This window comes from Pseudomonas sp. S04 (genome assembly GCF_009834545.1).
Classification (GTDB): Bacteria; Pseudomonadota; Gammaproteobacteria; order Pseudomonadales; family Pseudomonadaceae; genus Aquipseudomonas.
In genome coordinates this window covers 5,968,672-5,983,958 of sequence record NZ_CP019427.1, presented here as the reverse complement: position 1 = coordinate 5,983,958, position 15,287 = coordinate 5,968,672, and the positions used below count along the sequence as shown (strand labels likewise).

The 15,287-nt window shown below is 62.9% G+C and carries 16 protein-coding genes; 5 read left to right on the top strand and 11 right to left on the bottom strand.

Going from position 1 to position 15,287, the window contains the following annotated elements; genetic code table 11:
• Positions 1-21: 21 nt before the first annotated feature.
• The 3 genes from PspS04_RS26950 to phoB all read right to left on the bottom strand — a co-directional run bounded on the left by PspS04_RS26950 (position 22) and on the right by phoB (position 3,544).
• On the bottom strand, positions 22-1,362 hold the full coding sequence (locus tag PspS04_RS26950) for a hemolysin family protein (protein WP_095164922.1): 1,341 nt from the start codon (positions 1,360-1,362) through the stop codon (positions 22-24).
• A 124-nt stretch (positions 1,363-1,486) separates the two neighbouring features.
• A complete protein-coding gene (gene phoR, locus PspS04_RS26945) occupies positions 1,487-2,773 on the bottom strand; it encodes a phosphate regulon sensor histidine kinase PhoR (RefSeq protein ID WP_237235033.1) in 1,287 nt (428 codons plus the stop codon).
• An 81-nt stretch (positions 2,774-2,854) separates the two neighbouring features.
• Positions 2,855-3,544: a phosphate regulon transcriptional regulator PhoB gene (gene phoB, locus PspS04_RS26940; protein WP_095164918.1), complete on the bottom strand. Its 690-nt coding sequence runs from the start codon at positions 3,542-3,544 to the stop codon at positions 2,855-2,857.
• A gap of 152 nt (positions 3,545-3,696) precedes the next feature.
• Here phoB and PspS04_RS26935 point away from each other — a divergent pair, with 152 nt between their 5' ends.
• Positions 3,697-4,083, top strand: a complete 387-nt coding sequence (locus PspS04_RS26935) for a COG4315 family predicted lipoprotein (RefSeq protein ID WP_095164916.1) — start codon at positions 3,697-3,699, stop codon at positions 4,081-4,083.
• Between the two features lie 70 nt (positions 4,084-4,153).
• On the opposite strand, the gene ubiA is transcribed toward PspS04_RS26935, so the two are convergent.
• Together ubiA and PspS04_RS26925 are read right to left on the bottom strand one after the other, a co-directional pair.
• Complete coding sequence (ubiA, locus tag PspS04_RS26930; protein WP_159998593.1) at positions 4,154-5,044, bottom strand: 4-hydroxybenzoate octaprenyltransferase; 891 nt, start codon at positions 5,042-5,044, stop codon at positions 4,154-4,156.
• A complete protein-coding gene (locus tag PspS04_RS26925) occupies positions 5,044-5,607 on the bottom strand; it encodes a chorismate--pyruvate lyase family protein (RefSeq protein ID WP_159998591.1) in 564 nt (187 codons plus the stop codon). The genes ubiA and PspS04_RS26925 overlap by 1 nt, the downstream gene beginning before the upstream one ends.
• Before the next feature lie 201 nt (positions 5,608-5,808).
• On the opposite strand from PspS04_RS26925, the gene PspS04_RS26920 reads away from it, so the two are divergent.
• From PspS04_RS26920 to PspS04_RS26905, 4 genes are all read left to right on the top strand, one after another.
• Positions 5,809-5,976, top strand: a complete 168-nt coding sequence (locus PspS04_RS26920; protein WP_007954349.1) for a rubredoxin — start codon at positions 5,809-5,811, stop codon at positions 5,974-5,976.
• Between the two features lie 19 nt (positions 5,977-5,995).
• A complete protein-coding gene (locus tag PspS04_RS26915; RefSeq protein ID WP_095164911.1) occupies positions 5,996-7,144 on the top strand; it encodes an NAD(P)/FAD-dependent oxidoreductase in 1,149 nt (382 codons plus the stop codon).
• 189 nt (positions 7,145-7,333) lie between these two features.
• Entirely contained in the window at positions 7,334-7,609 is a 276-nt protein-coding gene (locus PspS04_RS26910; RefSeq protein ID WP_003213368.1) for an HU family DNA-binding protein, read from the top strand.
• A 272-nt stretch (positions 7,610-7,881) separates the two neighbouring features.
• Positions 7,882-8,265 carry an SCP2 sterol-binding domain-containing protein gene (locus PspS04_RS26905; protein ID WP_095164909.1) on the top strand — a complete coding sequence of 128 codons (384 nt, stop codon included), beginning with the start codon at positions 7,882-7,884 and terminating at the stop codon, positions 8,263-8,265.
• A gap of 30 nt (positions 8,266-8,295) precedes the next feature.
• Here PspS04_RS26905 and PspS04_RS26900 read toward each other — a convergent pair whose 3' ends face one another.
• The 6 genes from PspS04_RS26900 to exbB form a co-directional block, all read right to left on the bottom strand.
• Positions 8,296-9,696 (bottom strand): aminoacyl-tRNA deacylase and HDOD domain-containing protein, encoded by a 1,401-nt coding sequence (locus tag PspS04_RS26900; RefSeq protein ID WP_095164907.1) that lies wholly within the window; start codon positions 9,694-9,696, stop codon positions 8,296-8,298.
• A gap of 77 nt (positions 9,697-9,773) precedes the next feature.
• Entirely contained in the window at positions 9,774-11,849 is a 2,076-nt protein-coding gene (gene recG, locus PspS04_RS26895) for an ATP-dependent DNA helicase RecG (RefSeq protein WP_095164905.1), read from the bottom strand.
• A gap of 9 nt (positions 11,850-11,858) precedes the next feature.
• Complete coding sequence (locus tag PspS04_RS26890) at positions 11,859-12,782, bottom strand: hydrogen peroxide-inducible genes activator (protein WP_095164903.1); 924 nt, start codon at positions 12,780-12,782, stop codon at positions 11,859-11,861.
• A 161-nt stretch (positions 12,783-12,943) separates the two neighbouring features.
• Positions 12,944-13,690, bottom strand: coding sequence for an energy transducer TonB family protein (locus PspS04_RS26885; RefSeq protein ID WP_095164901.1), 747 nt, complete (start codon positions 13,688-13,690; stop codon positions 12,944-12,946).
• Positions 13,687-14,115 (bottom strand): TonB system transport protein ExbD, encoded by a 429-nt coding sequence (exbD, locus tag PspS04_RS26880; protein ID WP_095164900.1) that lies wholly within the window; start codon positions 14,113-14,115, stop codon positions 13,687-13,689. The genes PspS04_RS26885 and exbD overlap by 4 nt, the downstream gene beginning before the upstream one ends.
• Before the next feature lie 6 nt (positions 14,116-14,121).
• Entirely contained in the window at positions 14,122-15,129 is a 1,008-nt protein-coding gene (gene exbB / locus PspS04_RS26875; RefSeq protein WP_159998589.1) for a tonB-system energizer ExbB, read from the bottom strand.
• Positions 15,130-15,287: the final 158 nt, after the last annotated feature.

Sequence of the window (15,287 nt, the reverse complement as noted above, 5' to 3'; positions counted from 1 at the left end):
GGGCTGCGATCTTTTCCGGGTTCAATCGAGCATCAATACCTTGGCCAGGACGATTTTCGGGCCTTTCATCTTTTTGATGATGATCCGCAAACCTTCGACTTCCAGCACTTCTTCCTCTTCCGGTACCCGCTTGAGGCTGTCGTAGACCAGCCCGGCCAGGGTTTCGGCTTCGACGTGGTCCAGATCCACGCCCAGCAGGCGCTCGACCTTGAACAGCGGGGTGTCACCGCGGACCAGCAGCTTGCCCGGCTGGTAGGCCAGGATGCCGCGCTCGGCCTTGCGGTGTTCGTCCTGGATGTCGCCGACCAGCACTTCCAGCACGTCTTCCATGGTCAGGTAGCCGATGATGTTGCCGTCGGCTTCCTCCACCACGGCGAAGTGCGAGCCGCCTTTGCGGAACTGCTCCAGCAACTGCGACAGCGGCATGTGCCGCGACACGCGCTCCAGCGGGCGGGTCAGCTCGGCCAGGTTGAACGACTCGGGAATGTGGTCCAGCGCGGCCAGTTCCAGCAACAGGTCCTTGATGTGCAGCAGGCCGACGAACTCTTGGCGCTCGCTGTCGTACACCGGGTACCGGCTGAACTTGTGGCGGCGGAACATCGCCAGGATTTCCTTGAGCGGCGCGTTGAACTCCAGTGTCACCAGGTCTTCCCGGGAGTTGGCCCAGTCGACCACTTCCAGCTCGCCCATTTCCACGGCCGAGGCCAGCACGCGCATGCCTTGGTCGCTCGGGTCCTGGCCACGGCTGGAGTGCAGGATCAGTTTCAGTTCTTCACGGCTGTAGTGGTGCTCGTGATGCGGGCCGGGCTCACCCTGGCCGGCAATGCGCAGGATCGCATTGGCACTGGCGTTGAGCAGGTAGATGGCCGGGTACATGGCCCAGTAGAACAGGTACAGCGGCACGGCTGTCCACAGCGACAGCAGCTCGGGCTTGCGGATCGCCCAGGATTTCGGAGCCAGCTCACCGACCACGATGTGCAGGTAGGAAATGATGAAGAAGGCGGTAAAGAACGACACGCCCTTGATCACTTCCGGCGATTCGACGCCCACGGCGCCCAGCAGCGGCTCGAGAATGTGCGCAAACGCCGGTTCACCCACCCAGCCCAGGCCGAGGGAGGCGAGGGTGATACCCAGTTGGCAGGCCGACAGGTAGGCGTCGAGCTGACTGTGCACGGTGCGCAGGATGTGGCCGCGCCAGCCGTTCTTGTCGGCAATCGCCTCGACCCGGGTCGAGCGCAGTTTGACCATGGCAAATTCCGCCGCAACGAAGAAGCCGTTGAGCAAAACCAGGATCAGTGCAAAAAGAATCATGCCGAAATCGGCGAAGAGTGTAGCGAGGGACAAGCCAGGGGAAGGGTCCATGATGGAGTTTTGCGGGTTCCGTATATTCGAATAAAGGGGGTGCAGACGAGCCTGAAAGGCAGGCCCAAGTCAGCCAATGTAGCGGCTGACAGGGCAATTGCCTAGGGGGAAGTAGCGCGGGGGGCTAGTCGGTCAGGCTGCTGGTGCGTGATTTGCTCACCTGCACCGGCACAAAATGGCAGGTGAAGGTGCTGCCATGGCCTGGCACGCTGCTGATTTCCATCCGGGCGCGGTGGCGCAGCAGCACGTGCTTGACGATCGCCAGGCCCAGGCCGGTGCCGCCGGTGTTGGAGTTGCGGCTCGAGTCGACGCGGTAGAAGCGTTCGGTCAGGCGTGGCAGGTGCTTATTGTCGATGCCGATCCCCGAGTCCTGCACGCTCAGGTGCGCGCCTTGCTCATCGCCCCACCAGCGGATGCGGATATGGCCTTCGGCCGGGGTGTATTTCACCGCATTGAACACCAGGTTGGAGAACGCGCTGCGCAACTCGGCCTCGCTGCCCTTGAGCTGAATCGAGGGGTCGGCCTCAAGGGTGATTTGCTGGTTGCGTTGCCCGGACAGCGCCAGGGCGTCGCCCTTGATCGACTGCAGCAGGCTGTCGATCGCCACTGGCTGGTTGTCCGAGGGATAGTCGGTGGCCTCGAGCTTGGCCAGTAGCAGCAAGTCATTGAGCAAGGTCTGCATGCGACCGCCTTGCTGCTGCATCTGCTGCAGCGCGCGGGTCCAGCGCGGGTTCACGTCTTCGACGTTGTCCAGCAGGGTTTCCAGGTAGCCGCTGATTACCGTCAGTGGCGTGCGCAGTTCATGGGAAACGTTGGCGATGAAATCCTTGCGCATCTGCTCCAGCTGATGGATGCGCGTCACGTCGCGCACCAGCATCAGGTGCTCATTGTTGCCATAACGGGTGATGTACAGCTGGATGCGCATCCGATCGTTGGTCGGCGAGGGGATTTCCAGCGGCTCGGCGTAGCTGTCTTGCTCGAAGTACTCCTTGAAGCGCGGGTGGCGCACCAGGTTGGTCACCGGTTGGCCGCTGTCCTGGGGCGTCTTGAGTCCCAGCAGGGTTTCGGCGGCGCGGTTCCACCATTCCAGGTTGCCATCGCTGTCGAGCATCACCACCGCGTCCTTGAGTGCCGCTGTGGACTCCTGGACCCGGTCGATCACCGCTTGCAGGCGCCCGCGCACCCGTTGATCGCGGCGTTGCAGGTGGTAGATGCTGTCGAATACTTCGCCCCACAGGCCGTAGCCATCGGGCGGTGCTTCATCGGGTTTGTGCAGGCGCAGCCACTCGTGCAGGCGCAGCAATTGCTTGAGGGTCCAACCCAGGTAAAGACCCAGGCCCACGGCCAGGCTCCAGCCGTAATAGTCGGTGATCAGGCCGATCACCAGGCAGCCGGTGACCAGCAGCAGCATGTGGCGGATCAGGGTGCCATGCCAGTTTTGATTCACTTGAACATGCGTCCTTGTCAGCGTTTGGAGCGGGTCGGGGTGTAATCAGGCCTTGGTCGAAAAACGATAGCCGGTGCCGCGCACGGTTTGTACCAGACTTTCGTAAGCATCACCCAGGGCTTTGCGCAGGCGACGGATGTGCACGTCCACGGTGCGCTCCTCGACATACACATTGCCGCCCCAGACCTGGTCCAGCAACTGGCCACGGGTGTAGGCGCGTTCCTGGTGGGTCATGAAAAACTGCAGCAGGCGGTATTCGGTGGGGCCCATCTCGGCCGGTTTGCCGTCGATGGTTACCCGGTGGCTGATCGGGTCCAGCAGCAGGCCGCCCACTTCAATCGGGGCTTCACCTTCGGTAGGGCCGGTGCGGCGCAGCACGGCCTTGAGGCGAGCGACCAGCTCGCGGGGGGAAAACGGCTTGGTGATGTAGTCATCCGCGCCCACTTCCAGGCCCTGGATCTTGTTGTCTTCTTCGCCCTTGGCGGTGAGCATGATGATCGGGATATCACCGGTCAGCTCGTCACGCTTGAGGCGGCGGGCCAGTTCGATCCCCGAGGTGCCAGGCAGCATCCAGTCGAGCAGGATCAGGTCCGGTTTGCGGTCGACGATAATGGCGTGCGCCTGTTGGGCGTTCTCCGCCTCCAGGCAGTCATAGCCGGCCATTTCCAACGCAACGGCGATCATTTCGCGAATGGGCGCTTCGTCGTCGACGATCAGAATGCTCCTGCCAACCATGGGTTTAATCCTCTTGTCATTTAACTGTCTTGCGCCGCATTAGATAACGGAATTATTGCAGTCGTGTTACAGCATTCCAGTGTCTCTGCGAGGCGCGTGATCCTGGGCTAAGCTCTAAGTCCGAATCCTGACTACCACAAAAGAAGGTTTCCATGACTGACTATGCTCACTCCTTCAAGGCCTTGGTACTCGCTGCTGCCCTGGCCTTGCCGGCAATCGCCATGGCTGCCGAGCCGGCAATGATGAAAGGCGGCATGATGGTCGATCCCCAGGGCATGACGTTGTACACGTTCGACAAGGACAGTGGTGGAAAGTCGATGTGTAACGACGATTGCGCAAAAAACTGGCCACCGCTGACGGCGCCGGCGGATGCCAAGGCCGACGGCAAATGGACAGCGATCAAGCGTGACGACGGCAAGATGCAATGGGCGTATGACGGCAAGCCGCTGTACACCTTCGTCAAGGACGAAAAGCCCGGCGAAATGAAGGGCGACAAGATGAAAGACGTCTGGCACGTGGTTCACCAGTCGCAGAAATAACCCGTTGTTGTAGCCGCTGGCGAAGGCTGCGTCCGGCTGCGCCAGCTGCTACAAAATCCCCACAGCCCCGTCAGCGCAACGCGTAATCCAGCACGATCCCGACAAAAATCGCCAATCCTGCCCAGTGATTGTGCAGGAACGCCCGGAAGCACTTCATTCGGTCCCGGTCGCGGGTGTACCAGAACTCCCAGGCGAAACAGCCGGCAGCCGCCAGCAAGCCGAGGTGGAACCAGCCGCCCAGGGCGAACTTCGAGCCGGCCAGCCACAGGCAGCCCAGCGCCAGCCCCTGCAGCGTGAGAATGATTGCCCGGTCGGCATCGCCAAACAGGATCGCCGTGGATTTCACGCCGATCCTCAGATCATCATCGCGGTCGGTCATGGCGTAGTAGGTGTCGTAGCCAACCGTCCACAGCAAGTTGGCGATCCACAGCAGCCAGGCGATGGCCGGCAGCTCGCCGGTCTCGGCGGTGAACGCCATCGGCATGCCCCAGGAGAACGCGGCGCCCAGCACCACTTGCGGGTAATAGGTGTAGCGCTTCATGAAGGGGTAGCTGGCCGCCAGTGCCAGGCCACCGAATGACAACCAGATCGTCGCCGCGTTGGTGCACAGCACCAGCAGGAAGCTCAGGCCCATCAGCAGCGCAAAGAACACCAGCGCCTCCCGGGAGCTGATTCTGCCGGCAGCCAGCGGGCGTTGGGCGGTACGCTTTACATGGCCGTCGACCTTGCGGTCGGCCCAGTCGTTGATCACGCAGCCGCCGGCGCGGGTCAGTACCACGCCGAGGATAAAAATCACGATGTTGGCCAGGGACGGCGAGCCTTCACCGGCGATCCACAGTGCCCACAGGGTCGGCCATAGCAGCAGGTAGATGCCGATGGGTTTGTCCATGCGCGTCAACTGGACGAAGTCCCAGGCGCGCGGGTTCAAGCGATTCAGCGATTTGAGCAGGTTCTGGTACATCAGCCATTCTCCGCAGGCGCGCCAACCGCCCGCCACAGGGCCGGCAAGAAGATTTCTGCGACCAGCACGCTCAAGCCACCGCGGTCGAAACGCGAACGGCGGCCCCACAAGGCCGGGGCCTGAACCTCAGGGGGTAGCCAATCAACAGGGTAGTGGCAGACCTCGATGGCGCGGCGCTGGAACGCCTGGTCGCAGAACAGCAACTCCCCCAGGGAGCGGCTGCCCAGTTCATCCATGTTCAAGCCGCCATCGCGCAACGCACTGCGCGCCGCCACGCTGCGGGCAAATACCCAGGCCTGGCCGTGGCCGCGCAAATACACCTCGCGCACCCAACCTTCACTGTCCGGCGGCAAGTCGAGGACGGCGCACTCATCGGCGCGCAACGGCTGCCAACCTTCGTACAGCGGCGTGACGCTGAAACCGTCATTCGATAAGCGCGTCAGGCGTCGGGTGAGCGAGCCTTGATCGAACAGCCAGTCGAGGGTTTGCGCATCGGGAAGGGGTGTCAGCTGGCTTTGCGGTAGCCAGAGCGGAGTGGGGGCGAGGGCGTTTGAGTGCGGCACAGTGAGTCATTATTGGCAGCAAATGAGGCGGCGAGCTTAACATGTTGGTCGGTGATATTGAGTGATCGGACCGGCCTGCGGCGTCGAACACGCTTGCATCTGTCGAGTGCGATCAGTACAAAACGCCCTGAGCCGGACGGCGGACCCTTGGCGGGCGACTGTCCGCGCCAGATAAAGCCTGTGAATCCGAGGAAACAAGCAATGAAGAAGTGGCAATGCGTAGTCTGTGGGCTGATCTACAACGAAGCCGACGGCTGGCCGGATGACGGCATCGCACCGGGCACCTTGTGGCAGGACGTGCCGGAAGACTGGCTATGCCCGGACTGCGGCGTGGGCAAGATGGATTTCGAAATGATTGAAATCAACTAACCGATTCGAGGAGTAAGGAATGAACGCACCTGTCGTGATCGTCGGCACTGGGCTGGCTGGCTACAACCTGGCCCGGGAGTTTCGCAAACTCGATGGCGAAACTCCGCTGTTGCTGATTACCGCAGATGACGGGCGTTCCTACTCCAAGCCGATGCTCTCCACCGGCTTTGGCAAGAACAAGGACGCCGACGGCCTGAGCATGGCCGAGCCTGGCGCCATGGCCGAGCAGCTCAAGGCCGAGGTGCGCACCCATACGCGCATCAGCGGCATCGACCCGGGCCACAAACGCCTGTGGATCGGCGAAGAGGCGGTAGCCTATCGCGACTTGATCCTGGCCTGGGGCGCAGAAACCGTGCGTGTGCCGGTGCAGGGGGACGCGCCCGAGGCGATCTTCCCGATCAATGACCTGGAAGACTATGCCCGTTTTCGCGCAGCCGCCGCCGGCAAGCGCCGGGTGCTATTGCTGGGGGCCGGGCTGATCGGCTGTGAGTTTGCCAATGACCTGATCCTCGGTGGTTATGAGGTGCAACTCGTAGCGCCGTGCGAGCAGGTCATGCCGACGTTGCTGCACCCAGCTGCCGCGGCTGCGGTGCAGGCTGGGCTGGAAAGCCTGGGGGCGAAATTCCACCTGGGGCCGGTGCTCAACCGTTTGCAGCGCACCGCTGACGGCCTGGAAGGGCATTTGTCCGACGGCCAGGTGCTGCCTTGTGACGTGGTGGTCTCGGCCATTGGCCTGCGCCCGCGAATTGATCTGGCGGCGGCCGCCGGCCTGCAGACCAATCGCGGGGTGATGGTGGACCGGCACCTGAAAACCTCCCACGCCAATATCTATGCCCTGGGTGACTGCGCCGAGGTCGATGGGCTGAATCTGCTGTACGTGATGCCGCTCATGAGTTGTGCGCGGGCGCTGGCACAAACCCTGGCCGGCAACCCGACCGCGGTGAGCTACGGAGCGATGCCGATCACCGTGAAAACCCCGGTGTGCCCGCTGGTGGTCTCCCCGCCGCCACGGGGCTCTGAGGGCGTCTGGACGGTGGAGGGGCAGGGCGCCGACATCAAGGCGCTGTGCCGCGACAGCAGCGGCAAGCTCCTGGGTTACGCCCTTACGGGGGCGGCGGTGATGGACAAATTGGCTCTAAACAAGGAGCTTCCGGCGCTTCTGGCATAAATACAGGTCGTTCTGTCGGAATCACCCCGCTTTAACCCCTACAAAGGTCGCGTCGAGACTGGCGTAGCCCGTATCCGCGTGCCATCCTCACACCCGTCTGCCGCAGAGTAGAGCCTGCGGCGCCTTGGGCGCTGTTCCGGAAGAACAGCACGGACATAACAACAAAAAACCGTCAAAGAGGCTTCACTCATGCGTAAACCAGAACTCGCCGCCGCAATCGCCGAAAAAGCTGATCTCACCAAAGAGCAGGCCAACCGCGTTCTCAACGCCGTTCTTGAAGAGATCACCGGCGCACTGCACCGCAAGGACAGCGTCACCCTGGTAGGGTTCGGCACTTTCCTGCAGCGCCACCGTGGTGCCCGCACCGGCAAAAACCCACAGACCGGTGAGCCAGTGAAAATCAAGGCCAGCAACACCGTTGCGTTCAAGCCAGGCAAATCGTTGAAAGACAGCGTTAATCCGTAATCCCCGACCACCCTCCCGTATAACGGGTGAGCTGGATCGAAAAATGGGCACGCCAATCAGGTTGGGTGCCCATTTTTTGTGGCCGCTGACTTGGGCTGGCTGCGGGAAAAAACCGGCCAGCGGAGGTCTTTGGTTTGAATCGGTTATGGTGACTTGGTAGTCATCTTACGTAAAAAGCAGCTCATCTCCCGACAACGATAGGTAACAGTGGCGTTCCAGTTTGAACTCGTTAAACTGCCCCGGCGTTCACTTTTTTCTTCTGGGGCTTGAGCATGAAATTTCGTTTTCTCCTGTGGATGCTGGGCTTGCTGATGCGCAAGGCCAGCCGGACCAACCCGGCTTTTCAGCAGCAGTTGGCCGACAAGGACCTGGTGTTCCAGTTGCAGACGCAGGACGGCAAGGTGGCACGGCATTTCGTGGTCAAAGACCAGCGCATCACCAGCAAGTCCGGGCTGTATGCCGAGCCGGCCTTCGCCATCGCTTTCAAGGACGCAGCCTACGGTTTCGCCACGATGCAGGCGAAGAACAAGCAACTGGCATTCATGACCGGGATCCAGGACAAGTCGATCCAGATCAAGGGCAACCCGGCGCTGGTGATGTGGTTCCAGGGGCTGACCAAGTATCTGAAGCCGCGCAAGGCCAAGCCTAAGGCGTGAGGCCGACGCTGGCGCCGGGCAGCGTAGTGCCTAGGTGTGGGAGAACTGCGACGCCAGTTCGCGCAACAGCACTTCGGCATCCAGCACCTTGCTGACCGCTTCCTCGGCTTTGTCGCGGGTCAGGCCCAGGCGCTCGAGCAGGGCGTCGGGGATGTTGGTGTCCGGGCCGGAACCGACGCCTCGGCTGCGTAGCAGGCGTACGGCCAGGCACACCAGGTTGGCATACTCGGCGAATTCGCCGTCGTAGCTTGGGTCGTGCTGGAAGCGCAGGGCGGTGGCCAGTTCGTCGGGCATGTCCCAGTGGCGCATCAGCCAGGCGCCGATCTGTTCCCGGCTGATCCCCAGCAAATGCTGCTCGATATAGGTGTGGCACAGGTGCGGGTTGACCTCCAGGTGACGGCAGATCAGCGAGAAGTGTGGCGGGAAGACATGGGCCAACAGCAGGTAGCCAAAGTTGTGCAGCAGGCCCGCCAGGTAGGTCAGGCCGGCTTCCGGGCGTTGGGCCCGCGGCATGGCCCGGGTCAGGCCTTCGATGACGGCGGCGGTGTAGATCGACTGCTGCCAGTACGGCGTGGCCTGTTGTGGGTGATCCTTGGGCAGGCTCAGGGTTTTCCCCAGGGCCAGGCCCAGCGCCAGGTTGATCACCAGGTCAAAGCCCAGTACGCGGACAATTGCGTCTTCCACCGAGCGGATCTTGCCCGGTGACGCGTAGTACGGCGATGCCGCCCAGCTCACGACCTGGGCGGCGAGTGCCGGATCGGTTTCGACGACGCCGGTGATGTCGTCGATGGTGGCATTGGGGTCGACCCGCAGTTTGATGATTTTCTGTGCGGAACCGGCCAGGGGTGGAATCTCGATGGTCGCTTCCAGGCGTTGCTGGATGCGGCGCGCGGTGAAGGCCTGGACGGCCTGGGTGATTTCCTCGCGGTCATCTCCCGGGCGGTCGAGGTTCGGCCGGATGCGGCTCAGCGGCTCGCCAAAATTTGCGGCGCTGGCCTGGGTGAGCATGCTCTTGAAGTCTTCGCCGCGGATTTCCAGGAGCATGCCTGGCTCGCCGGAATTGATCAGCAGCAGTGGCTGGTCGAGCAGGCTTTGTTCGTACAGGCACGGAGAGCTGGTGAGGGCCGGCAGGCCGGGCAGCAGGCTCAGGTTGTGCTTGCCGAGCATGCGCTCCAGGCGGTCCTGCGGCACTGCGGTGAGGCGGCGACCGGTGAGTTCGGCCAGGCGATTGAGGTCCAGCAACTGGCTCTGCGGGAACAGCACCATGAGCGCACCGATGGCGTCGTCGAGCAGCACTGCCTGGACCTTGCGCTCGGCATTCAGGCCTGGATGTTCAAGCACTTCGGTGTAGCCGATGCCTAGCTTGCCGAGCAATAGCCGGATAACCGACGGCGTGTGCGGGGTTTCGCCAGCGAGAGCAACTTCAGTCATGGTCTGGATCCGATCCCTACAATTTCGAGAGTATAACCAGCTTGCGGGTGCCCTTGCTGGCCAAGCCAGGCGACACGTTACACCTGGCCGTATTGTTGACCATGGCGTAGCCAGCGATCCAGCAACGGGCTGACATGGTGCGGCCAACGTTCCAGCAGCGCCTGGGCCGCGTCGCGCACCGCGGGTAACAGGTCGGCGTCGCGCATCAGGTCGGCGACCTTGAATTGCAGCAGGCCGGTCTGGCGAGTGCCAAGCATTTCGCCGGGGCCGCGCAGCTCAAGGTCCTTTTCGGCGATTACAAATCCGTCGTTGGTTTCGCGCATGATGCCCAGGCGTTGCCGGCCGATCTGCGACAGCGGTGGATGGTAGAGCAGCACACAGTGGCTGGCGGCGCTGCCTCGGCCCACCCGGCCACGCAGTTGGTGCAATTGCGCCAGGCCCAGGCGCTCCGGGTTTTCGATGATCATCAAGCTGGCATTGGGCACGTCGACCCCGACTTCGATCACCGTGGTGGCCACCAGCAGTTGCAGGGCCCCGGCCTTGAACTCGGCCATCACCGCGGCCTTTTCCGCAGGCTTCATGCGGCCGTGGATCAGCCCCACCTTCAATTCGCCGAGGGCGGCGGTGAGGTCGGCAAAGGTGGTCTCGGCGGCCTGGCAGGTGAGTTCTTCCGACTCCTCGATCAGGGTGCACACCCAATACGCCTGGCGCCCTTCGGCACAAGCCCCGCGCACGCGCTCGATGACTTCGACGCGGCGCGTGTCGGTGACCAGCACGGTATTGACCGGGGTGCGCCCGGGCGGCAGTTCATCGAGGATCGAGGTGTCGAGGTCGGCGTAGGCGCTCATGGCCAGGGTGCGTGGAATCGGCGTGGCGGTCATGATCAACTGGTGTGGACACATCCGCCCGCCCACGCCTTTCTGGCGCAGCGCGAGGCGTTGCTGGACGCCGAAGCGGTGCTGTTCGTCGATGATCACCAGCGCCAGGTTCTTGAACTGCACTTCATCCTGAAACAGTGCGTGGGTGCCGACCACCATTGGCGTGCCGCTGGCGATCTGTTCGAGGGCGGCGACACGGTTCTTGCCCTTGAGCTTGCCGGCCAGCCAGGCGACTTCCAGGCCCAGGGGCTCGAGCCAGCGCTTGAAGGTGATGAAGTGTTGTTCGGCGAGAATCTCGGTGGGCGCCATCAATGCCACCTGGTAGCCAGCTTCCAGCGCTTGCAGGGCGGCGAGGGCGGCGACTACGGTCTTGCCGGCGCCGACATCGCCCTGGATCAGCCGCAGCATGGGTTCGTGCTGGCTCATGTCGTAGGCGATTTCATTGCCCACCCGTTGCTGCGCGCCGGTCGGCGGGAAGCCCAGGTTGGCCAGGTATTGGGCCGGCAATCGGCTGGCTTTGGGCATGGCCGGCGCGCGTAGCGAACGCATGCTTTCGCGCAGGCGTTGTTGCGACAACTGATGGGTCAGCAACTCTTCGAATGCCAGGCGATGTTGCGCCCAGTGGTGGCCCAGGGCGAGTTCGTCGACATCGGCATCGGCGGGTGGGTGATGCAGGTAGCGGATTGCGTCGTCCAGCGGCGCCAGTTGGTAGTCACGCGCCAGTTCGCTGGGCAACCAGTCCGGCAGGCTGCTGGGGCCGAGCAGGGTCAGGGTTTGCTGGCACAGTTGGCGCAAACGCTGTTGGGTCAGGCCTTCGGTGAGCGGGTAGACCGGGGTCAGGGTTTCATCTACCGGCGGCGGTTCGTCGCCGGTGATGGCGCGGTACTCCGGGTGGTAGATCTCCAGGCCCGATGCACCGGGCCGTGCTTCGCCGTAGCAGCGCACGCGGGTGCCACGTTTCAGGCCTTCCTTTTGCGCGTTGCTGAAATGGTAGAAACGCAGGCTCAAGCCGCCGGTGCCGTCCTGCAGGCGTACTACCAGGCTGCGGCGCCGGCCCATGACCACGTCGGCGCCGCTGACGGTGCCTTCGATCACAGCATCCTGCCCCGGCCGCAAATGACCGATGGGCACCACCCGGGTGCGGTCTTGGTAGCGCAGCGGCAGGTGGAACAGTACGTCCTGGAGGTTCTCCAGGCCGACCTTGGCGAGTTTTTCGGCCATGGCTTCGCCGACACCCTTGAGTGCCGTGACCGACACTTGCGACAGCTCCGTCATGGCGAACGCTTAACCCGCAGCCGTGGCCGGCTTGGCCACCGAGCAGAGACGGATCGAGTCGGCGAGGATTTCAATTGCTTTGGGCCGCGGGAAGCTGGCGCGCCAGGCGATGGCCACGGTGCGGAACGGCACCGGTGGGGTCAGCGGGCGCACTTCGATCACGCCGGGGGCGTAGTGGTGACTGTCGACGGCCGACAGCGGCAGGATCGAGATGCCCAAGCCCGAGGCCACCATGTGGCGGATGGTTTCCAGCGAGCTGGACTCGACCGTGGTGTGCTTGGCACCGTCGTTGCCCTTGGCCAGGGTCGGGCAGGCTTCGAGGACCTGGTCGCGGAAGCAGTGACCTTCACCGAGCAGCAACAGGCTCTTGTCGTTGAGCAGGCTGGCGTCGATGGTGTCTTTCTGGGTCCAGGGGTGCTGGGCCGGCATCAGGACGTAGAACGGCTCGTCGTAGAGTTGCAGGGTCAACACGTCGGCTTCGTTGAACGGCAGGGCGATGATGATCGCGTCCAGCTCGCCGTTGCGCAGTTTGTCGCGCAGCACGTGGGTGAAGTTCTCTTCGATGTACAACGGCATCTGCGGGGCGACCCGGTGCAGTTGTGGAATCAGGTGCGGGAACAGGTACGGGCCGACGGTGTAGATCGCGCCGACCTTGAGCGGCGCGGTCAGCTGGTTCTTGCCGGCCTGGGCCAGTTCACGGATGCCTTGGGCCTGCTCCAGGACCTTCTGGGCCTGGGCGACGATGCCTTCGCCGACCGGAGTCAGGCGCACCGCGCTTTTGCTGCGCTCGAAAATCAGCACACCGAGTTCGTCTTCAAGCTTTTTCACGCCCACCGACAGGGTCGGCTGACTGACGTGGCAGCGTTCAGCCGCGTGGCCGAAATGCTGTTCTTGGGCGAGGGTAACGATGTAGCGTAATTCTGTGAGGGTCATAGCGGGCGTCCGTGAAGTTGCGGGCCAAGCATACCGGCTGCAATCGATAGACGCACGTTATCAGACTGAGTGTGTGGAGTGACACTGGGCAATGCATCTTTGCCGTTGCCGGATATGCAGAAGGCACCTTTCGGTGCCTTCCTTGTAGGGCATGGTGTTGCTTAACGGCGCTTCTTCTCCAGCGAGTACACAAACGGTGCGACGATTTCGATCGAGCCGTTGTTGAGCATATCGGCCGGTGGCTTGGGCAGGGGCTGGGCGCGGCGGATCATTTCCAGGGTGGCCCGGTCCAGATCGGCGTTGCCGGAGCGTCCTACCAGCTCATAGGACAACACCTTGCCTTCGGCATCGACCACAAACCGCAAGCGGTTCAGGCCTTCCTTGCCGCGTGCCTGGGCGCCCGGCGGGTACTTCTTGTACTTCTGCAGGTGCGCCAGCAGTGTGCCTTGCCAACTGGCCTTGGCGGCATTTTGTGCTGCCGTTGGGCCGGGGCTGGGCTGTGCCGATTTGGCGGGCGGTACGTTGCTTGGCTGGGCCTCGGACGGTGGCGTTTCCGAAGGTTTTTCCTTCACCGGCTCAGGCTTTTTCTCTACCGGTTTAGGCGGCTGAGGCTTGGGCTTGGGTTTTGGCTTGGGCACCGAGATCGTCGGTTTTGGCGCTTCGGCCAGTTTCGGCAGCGGCAGTTCTTCTACCGGTGTCGGCGGTTGGGGTGGCGTTACGACCTTGGGCGGTGCCGGTTGCGGTGGCGCCGGAACAGGCGCCAACTCGACCAGCATCGCCATCGGCGGCAGCGTGACGGGGGGCGAGGACTTCCAGTTGAGCGCGAGGATTACCGCGACCGCGTGGACGCCGAGCACCACCGCCAGGCTAGCGCTGTAACGCGTCAGCTTTTGGCGCGTCGTGATCATTTTTTGGCTGCCGTCTCAAGTCCGACCAGGCCGACCTTCAGGTAACCGGCTGCCCGCAGGGCATCCATTACGTGCATCAGGTCGCCATAGTCCACGCCTTTGTCGGCCTGGAAGAAGATGGTGGTGTCCTTCTTGCCCTGGGTGCGAGCATCGAGGGTCGCGCCGAGGGTCTCGGTCTTGACTTCGTCTTCGCCCAGGTACAGCCGTTGGTCGGCCTTGACGCTGAGGAACACCGGTTTCTCCGGTCGCGGCGCCGGCTTGGCGCTGGAGGCGGGCAGGTCAACCTTGATGTCCACGGTGGCCAGCGGGGCCGCCACCATGAAGATGATCAACAGCACCAGCATTACGTCGATGAACGGCGTAACGTTGATTTCGTGGTTCTCGGCGAGGTCGTCGCTCGCGCCTTCCTTCAAATGCAAGCCCATGGCTGATTACCCTACTTTGACCATATGCGGCTGCGAGGAGCGCTCGCTTGGCAGGTGATCGAGGTCGCGGCTGACCAGCAGCAGGACTTCAGCGGAGGCGTCGGAGACCTGAGCCTTGTAGCCGGCGATGGAGCGGGCGAAGACGTTGTAGATGACCACGGCAGGAATCGCCGCCACCAGGCCCAGCGCGGTTGCCAGCAGGGCTTCGGCGATGCCGGGGGCGACCACGGCGAGGTTGGTGGTCTGGGTCTTGGCGATGCCAATGAAGCTGTTCATGATGCCCCACACGGTGCCGAACAGGCCGACGAAGGGAGCGGTGGAGCCGATGGTGGCCAGCACGCCGGTGCCATTGCTCATGTTGCGACCGCAGGCCGCGACCAGGCGCTCCAGGCGGAAGCTGACACGTTCCTTGATGCCTTCCTTTTCACGGCTGTTGGCCGACAGGCGCATCTCTTCCAGGGCGTCATGGACCAGCAGGTTGGCCAGGGTCCCGGCCTTGGTGGCGGTAGCGCTGGCTTCCTTGAGGGTGGTGGCCTTTTTCAGGTGAGTGATTTCACTGCGCAGGCGACGCTTGGCAGCCATCAGCTCGAAGCCCTTGGCGATCCAGATGGTCCAGGTGATGACCGAGGCGATGGCCAGGCCGATCATCACGATCTTCACGATAATGTCGGCGTTCTGGTACATGCCCCACGGCGACAGGTCATGGGCCATGCCCAAGGTGTTGTCGGCTTCCAGGACTTCAGGCTCGTCAGCGGTAGGTGCGTCGCTAGCCAGTGCCGGGTCGGTAGCGACCGGCGTCACGGTTGGCGCTGCGTGGTCGGCGTTGCCATGGGCGGCGTCGGCGGCCGGTGCAGGTGCTACTGCTGCGGCTGGCGCAGTGGCGGAGGTTGGCTCATCGGCGAACGCTGCGGTGGGGGCCAGCAGGAGACTGAACACCAGTGCGGCTACGGCGCTCAAGGCGCGCAACGGGCGGACGGGTGTGGTTGGCGAAGCGGAGAGTGGATTGCGTGTCATGCTGGCCGGACCTGAGAGAAAAAGAGGGTTAATGTCCTTCCAGGCCTCGTGGGGCCGAGAACAAAGTGGCGGGCATTATTGCAATTAATTCTTGTTAACAGAAGTAATAGCGTCTCTTTTTTTCTTCTATTACTAGCCGCTCGTCCATTGTCGAGGCT

Excerpts from the sequence above, each read along its gene's own strand:
- PspS04_RS26950 (WP_095164922.1), bottom strand. The coding sequence starts at position 1,362 with ATGGACCCTTCCCCTGGCTTGTCCCTCGCTACACTCTTCGCCGATTTC.
- phoR (WP_237235033.1), bottom strand. The coding sequence starts at position 2,773 with ATGCTGCTGCTGGTCACCGGCTGCCTGGTGATCGGCCTGATCACCGAC.
- phoB (WP_095164918.1), bottom strand. The coding sequence starts at position 3,544 with ATGGTTGGCAGGAGCATTCTGATCGTCGACGACGAAGCGCCCATTCGC.
- PspS04_RS26935 (WP_095164916.1), top strand. The coding sequence starts at position 3,697 with ATGACTGACTATGCTCACTCCTTCAAGGCCTTGGTACTCGCTGCTGCC.
- ubiA (WP_159998593.1), bottom strand. The coding sequence starts at position 5,044 with ATGTACCAGAACCTGCTCAAATCGCTGAATCGCTTGAACCCGCGCGCC.
- PspS04_RS26920 (WP_007954349.1), top strand. The coding sequence starts at position 5,809 with ATGAAGAAGTGGCAATGCGTAGTCTGTGGGCTGATCTACAACGAAGCC.
- PspS04_RS26915 (WP_095164911.1), top strand. The coding sequence starts at position 5,996 with ATGAACGCACCTGTCGTGATCGTCGGCACTGGGCTGGCTGGCTACAAC.
- PspS04_RS26910 (WP_003213368.1), top strand. The coding sequence starts at position 7,334 with ATGCGTAAACCAGAACTCGCCGCCGCAATCGCCGAAAAAGCTGATCTC.
- PspS04_RS26905 (WP_095164909.1), top strand. The coding sequence starts at position 7,882 with ATGAAATTTCGTTTTCTCCTGTGGATGCTGGGCTTGCTGATGCGCAAG.
- PspS04_RS26900 (WP_095164907.1), bottom strand. The coding sequence starts at position 9,696 with ATGACTGAAGTTGCTCTCGCTGGCGAAACCCCGCACACGCCGTCGGTT.
- recG (WP_095164905.1), bottom strand. The coding sequence starts at position 11,849 with ATGACGGAGCTGTCGCAAGTGTCGGTCACGGCACTCAAGGGTGTCGGC.
- PspS04_RS26890 (WP_095164903.1), bottom strand. The coding sequence starts at position 12,782 with ATGACCCTCACAGAATTACGCTACATCGTTACCCTCGCCCAAGAACAG.
- PspS04_RS26885 (WP_095164901.1), bottom strand. The coding sequence starts at position 13,690 with ATGATCACGACGCGCCAAAAGCTGACGCGTTACAGCGCTAGCCTGGCG.
- exbD (WP_095164900.1), bottom strand. The coding sequence starts at position 14,115 with ATGGGCTTGCATTTGAAGGAAGGCGCGAGCGACGACCTCGCCGAGAAC.
- exbB (WP_159998589.1), bottom strand. The coding sequence starts at position 15,129 with ATGACACGCAATCCACTCTCCGCTTCGCCAACCACACCCGTCCGCCCG.